The sequence below is a fragment of the Streptomyces sp. NPDC059853 genome, from assembly GCF_042731495.1.
Lineage (GTDB): Bacteria > Actinomycetota > Actinomycetes > Streptomycetales > Streptomycetaceae > Streptomyces.
Genome location: NZ_JBHWJL010000029.1, coordinates 1 through 20,240, shown reverse-complemented (window position 1 = coordinate 20,240; position 20,240 = coordinate 1). Strand labels below are relative to the sequence as shown.

General features: G+C 72.8%; 21 protein-coding genes and 1 pseudogene. 11 read left to right on the top strand and 11 right to left on the bottom strand.

What is annotated here, in order from left to right; translation table 11 throughout:
* Window positions 1-75 precede the first annotated feature (75 nt).
* Together ACFV5N_RS05590 and ACFV5N_RS05585 are read right to left on the bottom strand one after the other, a co-directional pair.
* Window positions 76-273, bottom strand: coding sequence for a hypothetical protein (locus ACFV5N_RS05590; protein ID WP_385594453.1), 198 nt, complete (start codon window positions 271-273; stop codon window positions 76-78).
* Complete coding sequence (locus ACFV5N_RS05585; protein ID WP_385594450.1) at window positions 270-1,160, bottom strand: NAD(P)-dependent oxidoreductase; 891 nt, start codon at window positions 1,158-1,160, stop codon at window positions 270-272. Before ACFV5N_RS05585 ends, ACFV5N_RS05590 begins: the two co-directional genes overlap by 4 nt.
* A 138-nt stretch (window positions 1,161-1,298) precedes the next feature.
* On the opposite strand from ACFV5N_RS05585, the gene ACFV5N_RS05580 reads away from it, so the two are divergent.
* Window positions 1,299-1,688 (top strand): winged helix-turn-helix transcriptional regulator, encoded by a 390-nt coding sequence (locus ACFV5N_RS05580; protein ID WP_385594448.1) that lies wholly within the window; start codon window positions 1,299-1,301, stop codon window positions 1,686-1,688.
* A gap of 48 nt (window positions 1,689-1,736) precedes the next feature.
* Here ACFV5N_RS05580 and ACFV5N_RS05575 read toward each other — a convergent pair whose 3' ends face one another.
* The 5 genes from ACFV5N_RS05575 to ACFV5N_RS05555 all read right to left on the bottom strand — a co-directional run bounded on the left by ACFV5N_RS05575 (window position 1,737) and on the right by ACFV5N_RS05555 (window position 6,340).
* The gene (locus ACFV5N_RS05575) at window positions 1,737-2,276 is read right to left on the bottom strand and encodes a peptidylprolyl isomerase (protein WP_385594478.1); all 540 of its coding nucleotides are present in this window, start codon (window positions 2,274-2,276) and stop codon (window positions 1,737-1,739) included.
* A gap of 242 nt (window positions 2,277-2,518) precedes the next feature.
* Entirely contained in the window at window positions 2,519-3,799 is a 1,281-nt protein-coding gene (locus ACFV5N_RS05570; protein WP_385594445.1) for a hypothetical protein, read from the bottom strand.
* 19 nt (window positions 3,800-3,818) lie between these two features.
* A complete protein-coding gene (locus tag ACFV5N_RS05565; RefSeq protein WP_385594442.1) occupies window positions 3,819-4,328 on the bottom strand; it encodes a SigE family RNA polymerase sigma factor in 510 nt (169 codons plus the stop codon).
* Window positions 4,329-4,459: 131 nt separating this feature from the next.
* Window positions 4,460-5,728, bottom strand: coding sequence for a hypothetical protein (locus ACFV5N_RS05560; RefSeq protein WP_385594439.1), 1,269 nt, complete (start codon window positions 5,726-5,728; stop codon window positions 4,460-4,462).
* Window positions 5,729-5,899: 171 nt separating this feature from the next.
* Window positions 5,900-6,340, bottom strand: a complete 441-nt coding sequence (locus ACFV5N_RS05555) for an ATP-binding protein (protein WP_385594436.1) — start codon at window positions 6,338-6,340, stop codon at window positions 5,900-5,902.
* A gap of 221 nt (window positions 6,341-6,561) precedes the next feature.
* Between ACFV5N_RS05555 and ACFV5N_RS05550 the strand changes: the two genes are divergently transcribed.
* The 10 genes from ACFV5N_RS05550 to ACFV5N_RS05505 all read left to right on the top strand — a co-directional run bounded on the left by ACFV5N_RS05550 (window position 6,562) and on the right by ACFV5N_RS05505 (window position 16,978).
* The gene (locus tag ACFV5N_RS05550) at window positions 6,562-7,308 is read left to right on the top strand and encodes a hypothetical protein (protein WP_385594435.1); all 747 of its coding nucleotides are present in this window, start codon (window positions 6,562-6,564) and stop codon (window positions 7,306-7,308) included.
* A gap of 94 nt (window positions 7,309-7,402) precedes the next feature.
* Window positions 7,403-8,164 carry a YcnI family protein gene (locus tag ACFV5N_RS05545; protein ID WP_385594432.1) on the top strand — a complete coding sequence of 254 codons (762 nt, stop codon included), beginning with the start codon at window positions 7,403-7,405 and terminating at the stop codon, window positions 8,162-8,164.
* A 62-nt stretch (window positions 8,165-8,226) separates the two neighbouring features.
* On the top strand, window positions 8,227-8,886 hold the full coding sequence (locus ACFV5N_RS05540) for an SCO family protein (protein ID WP_385594429.1): 660 nt from the start codon (window positions 8,227-8,229) through the stop codon (window positions 8,884-8,886).
* Window positions 8,883-9,326 (top strand): copper chaperone PCu(A)C, encoded by a 444-nt coding sequence (locus ACFV5N_RS05535; protein ID WP_385594426.1) that lies wholly within the window; start codon window positions 8,883-8,885, stop codon window positions 9,324-9,326. Before ACFV5N_RS05540 ends, ACFV5N_RS05535 begins: the two co-directional genes overlap by 4 nt.
* Window positions 9,327-9,333: 7 nt before the next feature.
* A complete protein-coding gene (locus tag ACFV5N_RS05530) occupies window positions 9,334-11,166 on the top strand; it encodes a copper resistance CopC/CopD family protein (protein WP_385594424.1) in 1,833 nt (610 codons plus the stop codon).
* A 9-nt stretch (window positions 11,167-11,175) separates the two neighbouring features.
* Window positions 11,176-12,432: an iron uptake transporter deferrochelatase/peroxidase subunit gene (gene efeB / locus ACFV5N_RS05525; RefSeq protein WP_385594421.1), complete on the top strand. Its 1,257-nt coding sequence runs from the start codon at window positions 11,176-11,178 to the stop codon at window positions 12,430-12,432.
* Window positions 12,433-12,466: 34 nt separating this feature from the next.
* Window positions 12,467-13,399, top strand: a complete 933-nt coding sequence (gene pheA, locus ACFV5N_RS05520; protein ID WP_385594419.1) for a prephenate dehydratase — start codon at window positions 12,467-12,469, stop codon at window positions 13,397-13,399.
* A gap of 456 nt (window positions 13,400-13,855) precedes the next feature.
* Window positions 13,856-15,136 (top strand): serine--tRNA ligase, encoded by a 1,281-nt coding sequence (gene serS / locus ACFV5N_RS05515; protein ID WP_385594416.1) that lies wholly within the window; start codon window positions 13,856-13,858, stop codon window positions 15,134-15,136.
* Window positions 15,133-15,972 carry an HAD family hydrolase gene (locus tag ACFV5N_RS05510; protein WP_385594413.1) on the top strand — a complete coding sequence of 280 codons (840 nt, stop codon included), beginning with the start codon at window positions 15,133-15,135 and terminating at the stop codon, window positions 15,970-15,972. Before serS ends, ACFV5N_RS05510 begins: the two co-directional genes overlap by 4 nt.
* Before the next feature lie 322 nt (window positions 15,973-16,294).
* Window positions 16,295-16,978 (top strand): hypothetical protein, encoded by a 684-nt coding sequence (locus ACFV5N_RS05505; protein ID WP_385594410.1) that lies wholly within the window; start codon window positions 16,295-16,297, stop codon window positions 16,976-16,978.
* 193 nt (window positions 16,979-17,171) lie between these two features.
* Here the strand turns inward: ACFV5N_RS05505 and ACFV5N_RS05500 are convergent, their stop codons facing one another.
* The 4 genes and pseudogenes from ACFV5N_RS05500 to ACFV5N_RS05485 all read right to left on the bottom strand — a co-directional run.
* Window positions 17,172-17,894, bottom strand: coding sequence for an ABC transporter permease subunit (locus tag ACFV5N_RS05500; protein ID WP_385594408.1), 723 nt, complete (start codon window positions 17,892-17,894; stop codon window positions 17,172-17,174).
* Between the two features lie 13 nt (window positions 17,895-17,907).
* Complete coding sequence (locus ACFV5N_RS05495; protein ID WP_385594405.1) at window positions 17,908-18,825, bottom strand: ABC transporter ATP-binding protein; 918 nt, start codon at window positions 18,823-18,825, stop codon at window positions 17,908-17,910.
* Window positions 18,822-19,736, bottom strand: coding sequence for an ABC transporter permease (locus ACFV5N_RS05490; RefSeq protein ID WP_385594402.1), 915 nt, complete (start codon window positions 19,734-19,736; stop codon window positions 18,822-18,824). The genes ACFV5N_RS05495 and ACFV5N_RS05490 overlap by 4 nt, the downstream gene beginning before the upstream one ends.
* A pseudogene (locus ACFV5N_RS05485) lies at window positions 19,733-20,240 on the bottom strand (ABC transporter ATP-binding protein); the annotation flags it as partial. The gene ACFV5N_RS05490 and the pseudogene ACFV5N_RS05485, both read right to left, overlap by 4 nt.

Genomic DNA, 20,240 nt, shown 5'->3' with positions numbered 1-20,240 from the left:
GCTCCGGGACGAACGGGAAGGGCCCCGGTCCGCGACAGCGGGCCGGGGCCTTCCGCATGGTTCGTCTCCGGTGGGCTACCGCTTGAGCAGTTCCACGACGCGGGCGAACCCGTCGCCGCCGTGGCCTTTGGCCACGGCCCGGTCGGTCCGCGCCCTGACGGCGTCCAGCGCCCGGGTGTCCAGGCCGCGGGGCGGCGCCCAGGAAGGCGCGGGCGAGGGCGGTGCCCACCCGCCCGGCCCGAGGACGGTGACGGTGTCCGGCCGTCCGGTCACCGGTGGGCCTTCTTCGCCAGCAGGGTGGCGAGTGCCGGGGTGTCCCGGTCGCCGAATCCCTCGGCCACGGCCCGGTCGAGGAGTTCTTTCACCGGCGTCATCAGCAGCGGGTCGACGCCCTGCGCCGCGCTCGCCTCGATGAGATTCACGAAACCCGCCGACTGCATGGCCAGATTCGACGTGGGATCACGGAAATCACCCGCGTCGATCCGGCGTCCCCAGTCGGGGAACGCCGTCATCATCGCGGTGAGCCACGGCACCAGCAGTTCACCGGTGAATTCGGTGGCGCTTCCGCCGTCGGAGGTGGCCAGCGCGGTGGCGTGCAGCGCACCCGCGAACATGCCGTACATACCGCTGAGCAGCGCCAGGTCGCAGAGGGCGGCGGCGCCGGGGTCGGTGCCCAGCCAGCGGGCGCCGCCGAGGAGGCCGAGCGGTGCGCGGTGCCGGTCGAAAGCGTCCCGGTCGCCGCTGTACAGGGTCAGCGACGCATCGGAACCGATCATCGGCGGGATCGCCATGATCCCGCCGTCCACGGCGTGCGCGCCGCGCTGGGTGGCCCACTGGGCGAACTCGCGGGCCTGGGCCGGGGTTCCGTTGGTGAGCTGGACCAAGGTGCGGCCCTGCAGCGCGTCGCCGACCGTGCCCAGGGTGGCGTAGGCGGCGGCGTAGTCCAGGACGCAGAGCACGACCAGGTCGGCGGCGCGCACCGCCTCGCGGGGGTCGGCGGCGGCGACCGCGCCCCGTGCGGTCAGGGGGCCGGCCTTGGCCGGGGTGCGGTTCCAGACGGTGACGGGGTGGCCGCCGTCCAGGAACGCGGTGGCCAGGGCGCTGCCCATGGCGCCGAGACCGAGCACCGTCACGGGGGTGACGGAGGGGGTACCGCTCACGTTGATCGCTCCGCTTCATGCTGTTTCCGAACAAGAACTGGCGCCAACGGAAAGCGTCTGCCACGCCGGTACGATCGGCAAGTACCGACAATAAAGTCAGGTACCTACCTCCAGGTCAGTAAAGGGCGGGGCATCGCGATGCGGGAACAGCCTTACGCGTGCGGAATCGACGCGGCGGTCGATGTCATCGGCGGAAAGTGGAAAGTGCTGATCCTGTGGGCACTGGAGGGCGGTGAACGCCGTTTCGGGGAACTGAAGCGGCTGATTCCCGGAGTGAGCGAGAAGGTGCTGATCCAGCAGCTGCGCGAACTGGAGGCCGACGAGATCGTGCACCGCGAGGTCTACCGGCAGGTGCCGCCCAAGGTGGAGTACTCGCTGACCCCGCTGGGTGCCTCGCTCAACCGGGCGCTGGAGCCGCTCGGGCAGTGGGGCCGGGACAACATGGAGCACATCGCGGCCATCCGCAGCGAGTTGTGCGCGGAGAAGGACGGCAGGAAAACGGCCGGGGTCACCGGCGGCACACGCTGAGCGTGCCGCCGGTGGCCCCGGCCGGGGAAAGTGCGCGGCGCGGGCCGGTCAGTCGCCGATGGTGACCGACTCGATGACGATGTCCTCGACCGGCCGGTCGTTCATCGGGTCGGTCTCGGTGGCCGCGATGGCGTCCACCACAGCCTTGGACTCCTCGTCCGCGACCTCGCCGAAGATGGTGTGCTTCTGGTTCAGGTGCTCGGTCGGGGCCACCGTGATGAAGAACTGCGACCCATTCGTATCTGCGACGCCTGGGTTGGCCATCGCGAGCAGATACGGCTGGTCGAAGGTGCGGCCGGAGTCGACCTCGTCCTCGAACTGGTAGCCGGGGCCGCCCATGCCGGTGCCCATCGGGTCGCCGCCCTGGATCATGAAGCCGTCGATCACCCGGTGGAAGATGACGTCCCGGTAGAGCGGCTCACCGTCCTGCTGCCCCTCCCAGGGCAGCGAACCGTCCGCCAGCCCCACGAAGTTGGTCACCGTCAGCGGTGCCTCCTCCGGGAACAGGGTGAGCGCGATGTCGCCCTCGCTGGTGTGCAGCACGGCGCTGGTGGCGTCCGAGGCCTCCGCCCCGGCCGGACCGGCCAGGCCCGAGGGGATGTCCTGGCCCGGGTCGGTCTCCTCCTGCTCCTCCTGCTGTGCCTGGCCGCTGGTCTGCTCCTGGTCCTGGGAACCGGCCGGTTCCTCGTCCCCGGAATCGGAGCCACAGGCCGTGATCAGGCCCAGGCACAGCAGCGCGGCGGCCAGTCGCCGGGATGTGCGGTTCACGTGCGATGCCTTCCGTCCGTGGTCATTTCAGCCTCAACATCATGCACCACACCCGCCCCGTCTCACCGGAAAAGGTCACGCCATTCCGGAGCGGAGGCCAGCTCCCTCAACTCGTCCATGGTCAGCGGGCTGTCCTCCCGGGTCGGCGCCTCCAGGTCGTCGATCCCCGCGGAGTTGGCCACGGTGATGTCCATCGAGGACCCGTCGGGCAGGTTGAGGGACACGGTCCACACCCCGACCGGATCGTCCGCCGTCGGGCCGAGGTCGCAGTGGTCAAGCCGCACACCGTCCCCCAGCGGCTCGGAGCCGCAGTACTCGTCCTCGCCCCAGCCGTCGAAGCCTTCCTCCCAGTCCGGCTCGTTCGGCTCGTAGACGTCGTAGGGCTCCCACAGCATGACCGAGACATAGCCGGGGCCCCGGCCGTCGTCGGCCACCAGATAGATCTCGCCCGGCCCACTGGCCTGCTGCACGTCCTCGGTGATGTCCAGCCGCTCGGGCGCCAGCGAACGGAACAGGTCCCGCAGCACCTCCGGTGCCGCGTCGACCAGTTCGGGGCCGGTGTCGGTGTCGGGCGCGCCGTAGGTCTCGTCCAGCAGGTCGAAGACCTCCTGCCAGACCGGCGCCCTGGCGATCTCGGCCAGCTTCTCCTCGCCGATCAGCGGCTGGTAGCCGTCCGGATCGTCGAGGCTCGTCATCTCCTTCTCGAAACTCACGCTGACCGCACGGGCCCACGACGCGTCGGCACTCCCGTCGGGCACCTCCAGCAGGGCCACCCACTGACGGCTCCCCAACTCGTCGTCCTCGTTCAGCCAGTCCTCCTGGGTCCGGCTGAGCACCGCGCCGTCCGCCAGCTCCTCCTGCGTGCAGCGGTAGCCGGCGCTGTCGGGCACCACACAGCCCAGGCTCTCCTCCCACCCCTCCACCGCCCAGCGGTGGATCGTCACGCCGAGGGAGGCTTCGCCGGGGATGGTGTCCGCGAGCTGGAGGAAGATCCCCGGCTCCTCCGCGCCGAGCGGGCTGTCGGCCTCGCTCGCCAGGACCTCGATCCCGGCCGGGAGCATCCCGGACAGCGTCTCCACCATGCCCTCGCGGCTCTGCGGGACGCCATCGGCCACCGGCGTGCCGGAGTCACCGCCCGTGAGCTGCACCGCGCCCACCGAGAGCAGCGCCACCGCGGCGGCGCCCCCCACGACGCCGGCCCGCTGCCGGAAGACCCGGGCCCGGCCGCGGCGCAGCCCGGCCTCGGTCAGCCGCGCCGGATCGGGCTCGAAGCCACCGCCGGTCTGCCGCAGCATGGCGCCGAGTTCCTGCTCGAAGGGGGTGGTGTGGTCGTCGTTTCTCATGCTCTGGTCTCCTTCGGTCTTACCGAGCGGTCAGTTCAGCGAGACCGGACGTGCCGAGCACGCCGCGGAGCTTGGTCAGGGCCCTGCTCGATCGGGTGCGCACCGCGCTGGAACTGGTGCGCATCATGGCGGCGGTCTGCTCCACGCTCAGGTCCTCCCAGAACCGGAGCACCAGCACCGTGCGGTCCAGGGGCGGCAGCTGGGCGAGGGCCTGGAGAAGCGTGATCCGGAGCGTGGAGTCCGCCGAGGGAGCCGCCTGGTCGGGAATGCTGACCGCCGGGCTCTCCCCGCTGCTGCGGCGGCGCTTGTAGGTGAGGAAGCAGCGCACCAGCACCGTCTGCGCGTAGGCAGCGGGGTTGTCGATGCAGCGCTTGCGTTTCCAGGCGGTGTACATCCGCCCGAGCGTCTCCTGGACGAGGTCCTCGGCGAGATGGGTGTCGCCGCTCGTCAGCAGACACGCGGACCGGTACAACGCACCGCTGCGCCGCATGGCGAAGTCCCGGTACGCGTCCAGATCGCGCTGCTTCATCTGTCCCCCTCGGTCTCCGGGGGCTGCTCCCCGCGCTCACTAGGTCGACGCGCGAGCAGCCACCGGACGTTACAGCCTTTTTCCGTGGGGGGCGGTGATCGCCGTCACCGCCCCCGCAGGTGATGGACGGGTCAGACGGTGTACTGGGCGATCAGGTCGGCCCAGACGCCGTCGGCGGCGATCTCGGCCAGCTGGTCGGCGGTCAGCGGGGCATCGGCCCGCACCGGCGCGTCCTCCCAGTCGGCGAGGTTGGTCTGGGTGATGTCGACACCCGAACCGTCGGGGTAGTACACGGCGGCCCACCACAGGCCGACCGGGTCCTCGTCGGTCGGCGCGGCGGAGCACACGCTCAGCTCCGCGCCGCCCTCCAGGACGGAGTCGACGCACTCGACGCCGCCCTCCTCGCCGTCGAAGCCCACGGAGCCGTCGAAGCTCTCGATGTCCTCGGAACCGGCGACATCCTCGAAGCCGACGCCGTCCTCGAAGCCGTCCTCGCCGGACGTGTCCCACGGGCCCCAGGCCGAGATGGAGAGCAGCGCCGCGCCGTCACCGTCATCGGTGAGCAGCTCGGCGTAGTTGATGTCGTCGGCGTCGTTCCCGGCATCGGTGACCTCGATGCCCTCCGGCGCCAGCGAGCGGAACGCCGCGCGCAGTTCGGCGGCGGGGATCTGCGCGGAGTCCTCCCACTCCTCCTCGACGGGCTCGCCGTACTCGGCGTCCAGCGCGGCCAGCAGCTCCTGCCACACCGGCGCCTGCACGGCCTCGGTCAGCTGCTGCTCGTCGAGCACCGGCACATAAGCGTCCGCGTCGGCGCTCCCGGTCAGCTCCTTGAACTGCGACATGTACACGCTGCGGCCGGTCTCGGCGTCGAACTCGGCGCTGCCCGGACCCTCCAGCCACACATCCCAGCCGATGGCGTGGAACGGCTCTCCGTCCTCGTCCTCACCCGAGCCGTCGGTCTCGTACTCCCAGGTGCTGACCGACAGCAGCCGGCCGTCCGACAGCTCGGTCTCGGTGCAGTCCGAGACGTACCCGTCCTCGCCCGCGCCGTCCTCGCCACCGTCGTCGGGGCAGCCGGCCCACTCCGTCCAGTCGCCGACAGAGCGGCCGACGCTCACGTCGACGGTGGTGGTGCCACCGGTGCTGTCACCGGCCTCCACCGAGGCGAACGGGTACTCGCTGTCGAGGTACCCCTGGCCGTACGCCTCGGCGATCTCGGTGCCCTCCGGCAGCAGGCCCGTCAGGGCCGCCACGATCTCCTGCTCGGTCCCCGGGGCGCGGTCCTGGCCGGACGCCGCGCTCGCGGATGCCGCCCCCATGGTCGTCGCCGCGGCGACGGTGGCGATCGCCGCCGTCAGGGCCGCCCGGCGACGCCAGCCGCGCTTCACCGTCGTGCTCATAACCCTCAACCCCCATCAGAACCGGCCCCCCGGGCCGGTGCGAGTGACTCGGCGAGCCGCGGTGTCCCCGCCGTCTCGCCCTTCACTCCTATCGATGCGGTGGGCCGGCCCGGATGTTGCACCCCCGCCGGGGGGAATCTCCGCGGCCCGGTCGCCGCAACGGCCCCCGCCTCACGACGCCTGCAGCAGCGCCGCGTCCTCCCGCCACTTCAGGATCTTGTCGAAGCTGACCACGGCGCCACCGCCACCCGGGTGGTTGCCGAACCTGGCCGCGTCCGACAGCGCCTCGATCAGCTGCAGCCCCCGCCCGCCCGGCTCCAGCGCCTGGCTCTCCCGGCGCGGCCCCGGGGGATCGGCCGGGAAGCCCGGCCCGGAGTCGACGACCTCGATCCGGCACACGTCCCCGTCGATCGACGCCGTCACCCGGTACACCGCCGCCTCCCCGCCCCCGTGCTGGACGGCGTTGGCGCACGCCTCGGTGAGCGCCACGCACAGTTCATGGGTGACGTCGGCGTCCACCCCCGCCGTCTCCATGGCTCCCAGCAGCAGCCGGCGGGCGAGCGGGACGCTGGACGCCTCCCGCCGCAGTTGGAGTGACCACCAGATGCTCATGCTCCAGCCTCCTGGCCGCGGTACGCCGTGGACACCCTAGGCATTGCCGGTCAGCGCCACCCATAAGCGTGCGAAGGAACCAACAACCCCCATTCAGCGGATGTACCCGGACGCTTACGTCGATATAACGACACCCCGACGAGGGTGAATGCAGGCACATGCGTACGATCCCCGATCCCGCCCGTCTCCGCGCGGACACCCGGTGAGAGGATGGGCCCGCCATGTGTGCGGGAGCCGATCTGCGTCTGCTGCGGGCCGCTGTCTTCGCCGCGGCCTGCACCGCCCTGGCCGCCGCCGGGCACCTCGGCGCCGGCGGCCCCCCGCTCCCCGCCTGGACCCTGCTCGCCGCCTGGGCCGCCGTCTGCGCCGTGTGCCTCCCGCTCGCCGGCCGCGAGCGCCCCTCCCTGCCCGCGCTGACCGCCGCCCTGGCCGCCGGACAGCTCGCCCTGCACCACCTCTTCTCCCTCGGCCAGTTCGGCCTCCCGGCCCACGGCGGCGACGGCAGCGGCGGCGCGCTCGCCCTCGCCGCCCGGCTGCTGTGCAACGACTACGCCCTCACCCTCACCGAGGCCGAGGCCGCCGCGATCGCCCACAACGCCGGGCTCGCCCCCGCCGCGCCCGCCGCCGACGCCGCGGCCCAGGCCGCCCAGGCCGCGCCCAGCGGCCCCCTCATGCTCGCCGGCCACCTGCTGGCCGCCCTCGCCGCCGGCGCCCTGCTGCGCCGCGGCGACGCCGCGCTGTGGCAGCTGGTACGGCTGGCCGCCCGGGTCGCCGCCGCCCGCCTGCCGTGGCCGCTCGCCGTCCACCTCGCCCGGCTGCTGCACGGCGCCCTCCGCCCCACCCCGTACCTCCCCGGCGCCGCCCGCGCCGACCGGCTCCCCGCCGGCACCAAGCCGCCCGCCCTGCTCCTGGCGCACAGCATGCACCGGCGCGGGCCACCGGCCGCGCCGCTCATCCTCGCGGCCTGATCGCCTCCCCGGACGGACAGCGGAAGGGGAGCGCGTCGCCCTGCCGCGCGCACCCACCCGACCATCCGCAACCCAGCGTCCGTGGAGTCTTCCCATGAACCGCACCCGTGTCGCCGCACGCGCGGCCACGCTCACCCTCGCACTCGGCTGCGCCCTCGCGCTCGCCGGCACCGCCCGGGCCCATGTCTCCGTCGACCCCGGCGAAGCCACCCAGGGCAGCTACGGCGTCATCAACTTCAAGGTCCCCAACGAGCGTGCCGACGCCTCCACCGTCCGGCTCGAAGTGCATCTCGACCCCGACCACCCGCTGGCCTCCGTCATGCCGCAGCCGGTCCCCGGCTGGGACGTCGAGGTGCGGACCGTCACCCTCGACGAACCCCTCGAATCCCACGGCAACCTGATCACCGAAGCCGCCAGCGTCATCACCTGGAGCGGCGGCGAGATCGCCCCCGGCACCTTCCAGCAGTTCCCCGTCTCCCTCGGGCCGCTCCCCGAGGACACCGACCAACTGGTGTTCAAAGCCCTCCAGACCTACGACAGCGACGAGGTCGTCCGCTGGATCGAGGAGCCCACCGCCGACGGCAGCGAACCCGAGCACCCCGCCGCCGTCCTCGCCCTCACCCCCGGCAGCGGCGACGGCCACGGCCACGGCGCCCCCGCCGCCGGGGACGGCACGGACGGGGACGAGGACCACGGAACGGAGTCGGTCGTCGCCGGCGCCGCGGACGCCACCGACACCACCGCCCGCATCCTCGGCGCCGGCGGCATCCTCGCCGGACTGGCCGGCATCACCTTCGGCGTCCTCGCCGGACGCCGCCCCACCGGCCCCGCCACCGGCGACCGGACCCAGGACTGACCGCTGCGGGGCGGGCGGCCCCACCGCCCGCCCCGTACCCGTACCGCACCCCAGGAACACACATGCGCCTGCGCACCTACGCCCGCACCACCGCCGTCGCCCTCGCGGCGGCCCTCGCCCTCACCGCCTGCGGCGGCGACACCTCCGCCGACGGCGGCGACTCCCTCGCCGACGTCTCCGGCGAGCAGGACCCCACCCGGGGCACCGTCCTCGACACCCCCTTCGCCAAGCCGGCCATCACCCTCACCGACACCGAGGGCGAACCGTACGACCTCGTCGCCGAGACCGCCGGGCACGCCACCCTCCTCTACTTCGGCTACACCAACTGCCCCGACGTCTGCCCGCTCACCATGAGCAACATCGGCAACGCCACCGCGGGACTCACCCAGGAACAGCGCGACGACCTCCGCGTCGTCTTCATCACCTCCGACCCCGAGCGCGACACCCCCGAATCCCTCGGCCCCTGGCTGCGCGCCCAGGGCGAGGACTTCATCGGGCTCACCGGCGACTTCGACACCATCCAGGAAGCCGCCCGCTCGCTCGGCATCCACATCGACGCACCCACCCAGGACGAGGACGGCACCTGGATCTCCACCCACGGCTCCCAGGTCCTCGCCTTCCTCCCCACCGACGACAAGGCACACGTCATCTACATGGAGGGCGTCACCCAGGACACCTTCGCCGCCGACCTGCCCGGACTGATCGAGGGGCGCACCCCGTGAGGCGTCGCACGGCGCTCGCGATCACCGCCGCGCTGCTCGCCCTCGCCGGCTGCTCGGCCGGCGACGGCGGCGGCGAACCCCGGCTGACCGCGGAGAACGCCTACATCCCCGAACCCATCACCGGCGACATGGCCGGGGGCTTCCTCGTCATCCGGAACACCGGCGACGCCGACGACACCCTCACCTCGGTGCGCAGCGACCTCGCCGAGACCGTCGAGATGCACGAGACCGTCGACAACGCCATGCGCCCGGTCGACTCCTTCACCGTCCCGGCCGGCGGCACCCTGAGCCTGTCCCGGGGCGGCAGCCATCTGATGCTGCTCGGCCTGACCCACAAGCCCGTCGAGGGCGAGCAGGTGGAACTGGAGCTGCGGTTCGAGAAGTCGGCGCCGATCACCGTCGACGTACCGGTCAGGGCCACCACCTACACCGGGGAGTGACCGCGCCATGACCACCACCCTCTCCCGGCTGCTCGTGCTGCTGACGGCCCTGGGCGCCGTGCTCGTCGCGGCCGCACCGCCCGCGCTCGCGCACGCCGCCCTCACGGGCAGCAGCCCGGCGGACGGGGAGGTGGTGGTCACCTCCCCCGAACGCGTCGAACTCACCTTCTCCGAACGGGTCTCCCTCACCGGCGACCAGGCCCTGCGCGTCCTCGACCCCGCCGGGGAACGGGTCGACACCGGCGAGATCACCGACCTGAGCGCGAACGGGGAGGTACGGCACGGGGTGGCGCTCGCCGACGACCTCCCGGACGGCACCTACACCGTCGCCTGGCAGGCCGTCTCGGCCGACAGCCACCCCATCGCCGGGGCCTTCACCTTCTCGGTCGGCGCCCCCTCCGAGACCTCGGTGCGGCTGCCCGCCCAGGGACCGGGCGACGGCACGGCCGGGCTGCTGTACGACCTGGCCCGCTTCCCCGCGTACGCCGGGTTCCTGCTGCTGGCCGGCGGCGCCGCCTTCCTGCTGGTGTGCCGGCCGGGCCCGGCCGCCCGCCCCGTCCTCCAGCGGCTGGTGCTGGCCGGCTGGACGACGGCGACCGCCGCCACACTCGCGCTGCTGCTCCTGCGCGGCCCGTACACCGGGACCGGACTGCGGGACGTCATCGACACCAAGACCGGTACGGCGCTGCTGTGCCGGCTGCTGCTCCTCGGCGCCGCCGCCCTCTACGTGGCGGTGCTGTTCGGGGACCGGGCCCGCGGACGCCGGGCGCACGGCGCGCTCGCGGCGGCCGGGGTGCTGCTGGCGCCGGCCACCGCCGCGACCTGGGCCCTGGCCGAACACGCCTCCACCGGCCCCTGGCCGTGGCTGGCCGTCCCCGCCGACCTCGTCCATCTGCTGGCGGCCGGCGCCTGGCTCGGCGGGCTCGCCGCCCTGCTGGCGCTGCTGTACCGGTCACCGGAACCGGTGCCGCGCGCGGCGGTACGGCGCTTCTCCCGGCTGGCGTTCTGGTCGGTGGTGGCGCTGGCCGCCACCGGCCTCTTCCAGGCGTGGCGGCAGGTCGGCGGCTGGGACCCGCTGCTGGGCACCCGGTACGGTCAGCTGCTCGTGGTCAAGACGGCGCTGGTGGCGCTGGTCGTCGGCACCGCCTGGATCTCCCGCCGCTGGACGGCACGGCTCGCCGACCCTCCGGCCGGGGCCGTGCCCGAGCCCGTGCCCGTCTCCGCGCCGGACGCACCGGACACCCGGCAGGCCCCGCCCCTGCCCCCGGCCGCCACCGACGACCCGGCCCGCCGGGCCCAGCTCGCCCGCCAGCGCGCCGCCGTCCAGCGCACCCGGCGCCGGCGCGACCGGGACCGCGACACCGAACGCAGCGGACTGCGCCGCAGCGTCCTCGCCGAAGCCGCCGTCGCCGCCGCCGTCCTCGCCGTCACCACCGCCCTCACCGGCACCACCCCGGCCCGTACCCAAGCCGCCACCGACGCCGCGGCCGCCGCACCGCGGCCGCTCTCCGTCCAGCTGCCCTACGACACCGGCGGCCCGCACGGCCGGGGCACCGCCCTCATCGACATCACCCCCGGCGGCACCGGCGACAACGTGCTCCACCTGCGCCTGGAGGACCCGGCCGGACTGCCCAACGGCGCCGAGGAGGTCCGCATCGCCCTCACCCTCCCCGCCGAGGACCTCGGCCCGCTGCGCTACGAACCCGCCCACGTCGACGTCGGCCACTGGGTCGCCGACGACCTCCGGCTGCCCCGCCCCGGCGACTGGGAACTCTCCCTCACCCTGCGCACCTCCGAGATCGACCAGACCACCGAAACCACCACCCTCACGGTCGGATAGCGAACCGCCATGCCAGACACCCCAGAACCCGCCACCACGCCCGGGCCGATCAGCCGCCGCCGCCTGCTGGGCACCGCCGGTGCCACCGGCGCCGCCGGGCTGGCCGCCGGAGCCACCGGCGGCACCCTGTTCGGCACCGCCCAGGCCGGCACCGGCACCACCCCGCTCGCCAGTGTCGGCAGCACGGCCCACCCCTTCCACGGCCCCCACCAGGCCGGCATCACCAGCCCCTTGCAGGCCCACGGCCACCTGATCGCCTACGACCTCGACCCCGGCGCCGACCGGCGGTCCGCCGCCGCGCTGCTGCGCCGCTGGTCGGACACCGCCGCGGCGCTGATGGCCGGGCGGGGCGAGGAGGCGGACGGCACCCACATGGCGCTGGACGCCGGGCCCTGCGCCCTCACCCTCACCTTCGGCTTCGGCGCCGCGCTCTTCGACACCCTCGGGATGACGGACCGGCGGCCCACCGCGCTGGCCCCGCTGCCCGAGTTCAGCAACGACGCCCTCGACCGGGACCGCTCCGGCGGCGAGCTGTGGGTCCAGATCGGCGCGGACGACGCCCTGGTGGCGCTGGCCGCGCTGCGCGCCGTGCGCCGCGCGGCGCTCGGCACGGCCACCCCGCGCTGGCAGATGACCGGCTTCAACCGCACCCCGGGCGCCACCGCCCACCCGATGAGCCAGCGCAACCTCATGGGCCAGATCGACGGCACCAACAACCCCCGGCCCACCGACGACGACTTCGACCGGCGGATCTTCGTTCCCGCCGACGGCGACCCGCCGTGGATGGCGGGCGGCTCGTACGCCGTGGTCCGCCGGATCCGCATGCTGCTCGACCCCTGGGAGGACCTGGCGGTGGCCGACCAGGAGCGGATCATCGGCCGCCGCAAGGCGGACGGCGCCCCGCTCGGCGGCGGCACGGAGACCACCCCCGTCGACCTCGCGGCGCTGGACGACGCGGGCAAGCCGGTGATCCCCGTCAACGCGCACGTCCGTGTCTCCTCCCCCGAGACCAACGACGGCGCCGCCATGCTGCGCCGGCCCTTCTCGTACCAAGACGGGCTGCTGCCGGACGGGGCGCCGGACGCCGGACTGCTGTTCATCTGCTGGCAGGCCGATCCGCTGCGCGGCTTCGTGCCCGTGCAGCGCAAGCTCGACCGGGGCGACGCGCTCTCGCCGTTCCTGCGGCACGAGGCGAGCGCGCTGTTCGCCGTGCCGGGCGGCGCGGCGGAGGGGGAGTACGTCGGGCAGGCGCTGTTCGAGGGCTGACGGGCGGGGTCCGGGAAGGGGATACGGTGGCGGCATGACAGCAGCCAGCCGCTACACCTATCTCGGTCCCGAGGGCACCTTCACCGAGGCCGCGCTCCGCAGCCTGCCGGAGGCCGCCACCCGGGAGCTGGTCCCGATGATCTCGGTGCCGGCCGCGCTGGACGCGGTACGGGGCGGGGACGCGGCGGGCGCGCTGGTGCCGATCGAGAACTCGGTGGAGGGCGGCGTCTCCGCCACGGTGGACGAACTGGCCTCCGGCGAGCCCCTGATGATCTACCGCGAGGTGCTGCTGCCGATCGCGTTCGCGCTGCTGGTACGGCCCGGCACGACGCTCGCCGACATCAAGACGGTGACCGGGCACCCGGTGGCGCAGCCGCAGGTGCGGGGCTGGCTGGGACAGCATCTGCCGCAGGCGCAGTGGGAGTCGGCGGCCTCGAACGCGGACGGTGCGCGGCTGGTGCAGGAGGGCCGCTTCGACGCGGCGTTCGCGGGGGAGTTCGCGGCGGCCACGTACGGGCTCGATCCGCTGGTCACCGAGATCCACGACGCGGACAACGCCACCACGCGGTTCGTGCTGACCGGGCGGCCGGCCCGGCCGGCGGCGCCGACCGGTGCGGACAAGACGTCGGTGGTGCTGTGGCTGCGCGGCGACCATCCGGGCGCGCTGCTGGAGGTGTTGCAGGAGTTCGCGACCTGCGGGGTGAACCTGATGCGGATCGAGTCGCGGCCGACGGGCGCGGGCATCGGGCAGTACAGCTTCTCGCTGGACTGCGAGGGGCACATCTCCGAACGCCGGGTGGGCGAGGCGCTGATGGGGCTGCGGCGGCTGTGCCGCGACATCCGGTTCCTCGGCTCGTACCCGCGCGCCGACCGGGTGGCGGCCACGGTCCGCGAGGGGACCACCGATCCGGATTTCCTGCGGGCGGCGGACTGGCTCACGCGGTGCCTGGACGGGCGCGGTGCGTGACGGCTGTGGACGCGGGGGGCGGGGCGGCGGCGTTATCCACAGGGTCACCCGGTCAGCTGTGGATAACTCGGCAGGTCACAATCGGTCATTGTCGACATAACGGCTTGATGACCGCACCCCTTGTCCACACCTCATCCACAGGGGAGGGATCACTATTCGTCACCCCATTCCCGGCAGGCGACTCTTTGGAGTGAGGGAAATCACCACTTGATTCACCGGGATTCCCTCGAAAGAGCGAGTGGATGATGTTTGGCCGGGGAATTCTGAGCCGTCACATCCTAGCGCCCCCACCCGGCCCTCCTTTCATCCACAGGGCAGCCGGGACCCTGTGGAAAACATGTGGGAAACCCCGCCCTGACCTGTGGATTCGACGAAGGCAGCCACTCCGGCAAAGCGGACAAAGGCCACTAATCAATTGCCAGGGATTCCGCCCGGAATCACCGGTAGCCTGGTGGGGTGATTGACCTTCGCCTGCTTCGTGAGGACCCTGACCGAGTGCGCGCCTCCCAGCGCGCCCGTGGCGAGGACGTCGGCATCGTCGACTCCCTCCTGGCCGCCGACGAACTGCGCCGGTCCTCCAGTGTGCGCTTCGACGAGCTGCGCGCCGAGCAGAAGCAGCTCGGCAAGCGCATCCCGAAGGCCACCGGCGAGGAGAAGGCCGAGCTGCTCCGCCGGGCCGGCGAACTGTCCGCCGCCGTCAAGGCCGCCGACGCCGAACGCGACGCGGCCGCCGCGCGCACCCAGGAACTCCTCCTGGCCGTCGGCAACCTCGTCCACCCCGATGTGCCCGTCGGCGGCGAGGACGACTTCACCGTCCGCGAGACCATCGGGGCCCACCGCGACTTCGCCGCCGAGGGCTTCGAGCCCAAGGACCACCTGGAGCTGGGCCAGGGCCTGAACGCCATCGACACCGAGCGCGGCGCCAAGGTCTCCGGCTCCCGCTTCTACTACCTCACCGGCGTCGGCGCCCTGCTGGAACTCGCCCTCGTCAACGCGGCGATCGCCCAGGCCACCGCCGCGGGACTGGTCCCGATGATCACCCCCGCGCTGGTCAAGCCGCGCGCCATGGAGGGCACCGGCTTCCTCGGCCAGGCCGCCGCCGACGTCTACCACCTGGAGAAGGACGACGCCTACCTGGTCGGCACCTCCGAGGTACCGCTCGCCGCGTACCACATGGAGGAGATCCTGGACGCGGACACCCTCCCGCGCCGCTACGCCGGGTTCTCGCCGTGCTTCCGCCGCGAGGCCGGCAGTTACGGCAAGGACACCCGGGGCATCTTCCGGGTCCACCAGTTCGACAAGGTGGAGATGTTCTGCTTCGTCGCCCCCGAGGAGGCCGAGGCGGAGCTGGAGCGGCTGCTGAGCTGGGAGAAGCAGTGGCTCACCTCCCTCGGACTGCCCTTCCGCGTCATCGACGTGGCCTCCGGCGACCTGGGGGCTTCGGCCTCCCGCAAGTTCGACTGCGAGGCGTGGATCCCCACCCAGGGCAAGTACCGCGAGCTGACCTCCGCGTCCAACTGCACCGAGTTCCAGGCCCGCCGGCTCCAGGTCAGGCTGCGCGAGAAGGGCGGCGCCGTCCGTCCGGTGGCCACCCTCAACGGCACGCTGTGCGCCGTACCGCGCACCATCGTCGCGCTGCTGGAGAACCACCAGCAGGCCGACGGCTCGGTGCGGGTCCCCGAGGTCCTGCGGCCCTACCTGGGCGGGCGCGAGGTGCTGGAACCGGCCGCCGCGTGAGTGACCACCGCTTCCCCTACCGGCTGATCGCCACCGATCTCGACGGCACGCTGCTGCGCCGCGACCAGACGATATCGGCGCGCACCCGGGCGGCGCTGGCCGCGGCCGGCGCCGCCGGGGCCGCGCACATCGTGGCCACCGGGCGCACCGTTGCCTGGACCCGGCACATCCTGGACGACCTCGGCTACACCGGCCTCGCGGTCTGCGGCCAGGGCGGCCAGCTCTACCACGCCGGCGAGCACCGGCTGCTGACCTCCGTCACCCTGGACCGGACCGTGGCCCGGCGCGCGCTGGAGGCGCTGGAGGAACGCATCGGCCCGGTCGCGGTGGCCGCCTCGCTCGACGGCATCGACGGCGGCATCGCCATGGGCCCCGGCTTCGCCTGGCGCCGCGACCCGGAGGCGGTGCCCCACCCCAACGCACCCGATCTCGCCCGGCCGCTGACCGACCGGGACGGGCTGTGGGACGCGCCGATCAGCAAGCTGTACCTGCGCCACCCGGACCTGTCCGACGACCGGCTGGCGGCGGCCTGCACGGAGGTGGCGGGTGCCTACGCGGCGTTCGTCGTCTCCGGCGAGGACCTGGTGGAGATGCTGCCGCTGGGCCTGACCAAGGCCACCGGCCTCTCCCTGGCGGCGCGCCGGCTGGGGGTCACGGCGGCGGACACCATCGCGTTCGGCGACATGCCCAACGACATCCCGATGCTGTCGTGGGCGGGCCACGGCGTGGCCATGGCCGACGCCCACCCCGCGCTGCTGGCGGTGGCCGACGAGGTCACGGCGGGGCACGAGGCGGAGGGCATCGCCAAGGTGCTGGAGCGCCTGCTGCTGGGCTGAGGCGGGCGGGCGTCGGCCTGCGGATTTGAGAGCTACATGATGCAACTCTCAAATGAGCGTTGTCCGCAGCTGCTTCCGTCTCTTCCGAACGCGTGACCGTCCGACGATCTGTTCGTTGGACATGTCGCGCGGGGGCGACGGAGTACGAGGCGTCGAGAGAGCGACGCGGTGGCGGCCGGAGAGCGAAGTGTCCACCGTGTGCGCGGTGTGGTGACGAGAGAGCGGATCTCCCTCCTGAGCCCTGGATACGGGCGCATCCGGGTCCCTGATGCGACGGGGCCCGCCAGTCCGTTCACGGATGCCCTGGGAGGGCTGTCTCGTCATGATCAAGGAACAAGCTTTGCTGGAGTCGCGCACCTTGCGCGAGAACACCCGGGGGCGCACCGAAGTCCTCGACAAGGTGAAGGCGCTGGCGCTGCTGCCCGATGGGCTGCATGTGACGACGGAGATCGTCGCGGAGTATTTCGTTGTCCACAGGGACGCCATCAAGACCCTCGTGCGGCGGCACCGGGACGAGCGGGCGGAGAGTGGCCTGACGGTGCTCAGGGGCTCTGACCTGCAGGAATTTGAGGGGGTCAAGATGACCCCCTCAAATTCGAGTTATCCACAGGCCATGCGGCGGAACCTCACCCTCTACACCCGCCGCACCGTTCTCACCATCGCGATGCTGCTGCGGGACAGCGCCGTGGCGCGTGAGGTCCGGGCCTATCTGCTGGATGCCGTGGAGGGGAACACCGCCGCCGGTGCCGATCTGGAGCAGCGGGTCACCGCCATCGAGGGAGTGCTGGCCGGTATCGGCCCGGCGCTGCGGGATGTCGCACTGGTGGTCCACCGGATGGACGACCGGCTGCGCCGGGTCGAGACGGGCTGGTGGACGTGGGGTCCCGACTGGTGGATGTCGGGGCGCGCCTCGACCATGTCGGGACCCAGCTCGCAGAGGTCGAGACCCGGCTGGAGGCCATGGGGACCCGGCTGGAGAACACCGAGCACATCGTCGCCGGGATGAGTGTCCGGCTCGCCGATCTGGCCGGGGATCCGGCCTTCTCCCACCGGCTCTGCCACCGCTACCGGCACGGGCGGCCGTAGCCGTCCACCGCGCCGGAACGCCCGCCCCCGGGCCCGGCCCCGGACGGCGAAGGGCGGCCCGGCGGTACAACCGCCGGGCCGCCCCGTCTGCCGCGCTGCACGCGGCGCCGTGCTCAGCCCTCGCTCGCCAGGGTCAGCGCCCGCAGCCGGCGCGCCGCGTACCAGGTGCCGGCCGCCGTGGCGGCGGTCAGCAGGATCAGGGCGGCGGGCAGGCCGACCTCCGAGGTGATGTTCGCGCCGGGGGCGGCCACCCGCTCGGCCAGGGCCAGCGCCCACTGCTGGATGCTGAGCGCCCGCGCGCCCGGCACCAGGCTGCCGAACAGCGACTCCCACACCAGCGCGTAGATCAGCCCGTGCACCACGGCGTTCCGCGAGACGGTGCCGAGCAGCAGGAACACCGCGCTGTACGCGACCGAGGCGACGGCGGCGGCCAGGGCGTACGCGCTCGCGATCTGCTGGCTGTTGCCGTTGAGGATGAACCCGGCCAGCAGCGTCGGCACGACGGTGAAGGACAGGGTGACGCCGATGGCCACCCACAGTTTGGTCAGGATGATGGTGTGCCGCTTGAGCGGCTTGGCCAGCAGATAGACGATCGAGCCGTCGTCGATCTCGGGCGCGATCGCCCCGGTGCCGGCGATCACGCCGATCAGCGGCACCATCACGGCGAGGGCGAAGCCGCCGAGGATCTCGCCGGCGGCCCGGTCGTCCGCGCCGGTCACCAGGCGGATGGCGAGGGCGATGGCGATCAGCAGCGCGGGCAGGACGAGCAGGAAGAGGGCGCGGCGCCGGCCGAGCAGGGCCCGGAGGGTGAGCCGGGCGACGGTGTGGTGGTACATCGCGAGGGCTCCTTTACGCGCTCACCAGATAGGAGAAGACGCTCTCCAGGGATTCGTCGGACGGCGAGACCGACAGCAGCCGGATGCCGTGTTCCCGGGCCAGCCGGGGGAGTTGCGTGGTGAAGCGCGGGAAGTCGGCCGCCTCGATGCGCAGGCCGTCCTCCTCGGTGTCGACGCTGATGCCGGTGGTGGACGGGTCGGCGATCAGCGCGGCGGCCAGCAGGCGGTCGTCGCTGGAGCGCACCAGGTAGCGGTGCGGCCGGTCCGTCATCAGCCGCCGGATGGTGCGGAAGTCGCCCGACGCGGCGTGCCGTCCGGCCACGATGACCTCGATGTGCGAGGCCAGTTGCTCGACCTCCTCCAGGATGTGCGAGGAGAACAGCACGGTCCTGCCCTGCTCGCCCATCCGGCGCAGCAGCTCCATCAGCTGCATGCGCTGGCGCGGGTCCATGCCGTTGAACGGCTCGTCCAGCAGCAGCACCGACGGTTCGTGGACGAGCGCGGAGGCCATCTTGACGCGCTGCCGCATGCCCTTGCTGTAGGTGACGATGTTGCGGTCGGCGGCGTGCTCCATCTCGACGGTGGCCAGGGCGGCCCGTGCGGCGGTGTCCGGGTCGGGCAGGCCGTGGAGTTCGGCGTTGGCCCGGACGAACTCGGCGCCCGTCAGATAGTCGTACATGCCTTCGCGTTCGGGGACGAGCCCGATGTGCCGGTAGACCGCCTCGTTGCGCCAGATCGGCTCCCCGTCGAGGGTGACGGCACCGGCGGACGGCGGCAGGAAGCCGCCCATCATGTGGATGAGCGTGGACTTGCCCGCCCCGTTGGGGCCCAGCAGCCCGGTGATGCCCGGTCCGATGGCGACGCTCACATCGTTGATGGCGACGACGTTGCCGAACCAGCGGGAGGCGTTCTCGATGCGGATGGTGGTCACAGTCCCGCCTTCCGGTAGCGGCGCAGCAGCAGCACATAGCAGACGGCGGTCACGGCGGCGATCACCACGAGGTAGCCGGCGCCGTGCGCGCCGGAGGGTGCGTACTGGTGCGGGAACTCGGTCTTGCCGCCGAGCAGCGCGCCCTGGAAGCCGTCCAGGAGCGAGCCGGGCGAGAGCATCGCCAGCCAGCCGATGGTGTCCAGGCTGCCGCTGCCCTGCTCGGCGACGACGAACTGCACGGAGGTGACCGCGAAGTACGGCACGGTGAGCGCGCCGATGATGGCCGCGACGCCGAAGCCGCGGCGCGGGGTGAGCGAGGCGATCAGCAGCGCGATGGCGGCGTGCAGGACGGAGAAGACGGCCGAGAAGAGCAGGCCCTTGGCGAAGCCGAGGGTCTGGTCGGCCAGGCTCAGCTCGGCGAGCAGCGCCCCGATGTACAGCAGGACCACCGGCACGGCGGTGAACACGAACAGCGCGGCGGCCAGCGCGGCGGCCTTGGCCCGGACGTAGTCGGCGTGTTCGAGCGGCCGGGAGAAGTACAGCGGCAGGGTGTGGTAGCGCTGGTCGAGCGAGACCAGCTGGGGGCCGGCCAGCGCCAGGTAGAGCCCGATGATCGGCTGCATGAACAGCGCGTACTCGGTGTAGCCGATCGGCAGGCTGTTCATGCCGACGGTGACCGCGACCGCCACCATCACCAGCGCGGGCACGGCCATGATGGCGGCCAGCGCGAACGGCAGGATCTTGGAGCGGCCCGAGCGCCCCAGGCCGTACGCCCCGCGCAGTGAGTGCGTGAACAGCGACAGCCGGGCGTACGGGACCCCGAGCCGGGGCCCGTCGTAGTGCCGGTAGCCGATGTTGTGGATGCGCGCGGTGCCGGTCTGCGGGGTGGGGGTGGGCGTGGGGGTGCTCATGAGGCCGCCTCCGTCCGGTTCTCCTGGAAGACCTCGGCGATGCGGTGCCGGCGCTGCTCCATGCGCACCATCCCCAGACCGAGGTCGGCGATGGTGTCGCGCACCGTGTCGTACACCCGGTCCTCGTCCGCCTCGACCAGGACCAGCCGTGCGGCGCCGGGCGTGCTGTCCGGCGCGGCCACCGGCGGTACGCCGGCGGCGGACAGCGCGGTGCGCAGCGCGGCGGCGCCGTCCGGGTGGGTGTCGGAGTCGGTGACCTCGATCAGCAGGGTGGTGGTGGTCTGGGTGAAGCTCTGGGTGGACTGCGACTTCAGCAGTTTGCCGCCGTCGATGACGACGATGTGGTCGCTGGTGCGCTCCAGTTCGCCGAGCAGGTGGGAGGTCACCAGGACGGATATCCCGAAGTCGGTGTGCACGCGCCGGATCAGGCCGAGCATCTCGTCCCGGCCGACCGGGTCGAGGCCGTTGGTCGGCTCGTCCAGGAACACCAGCTTCGGGTCGTGC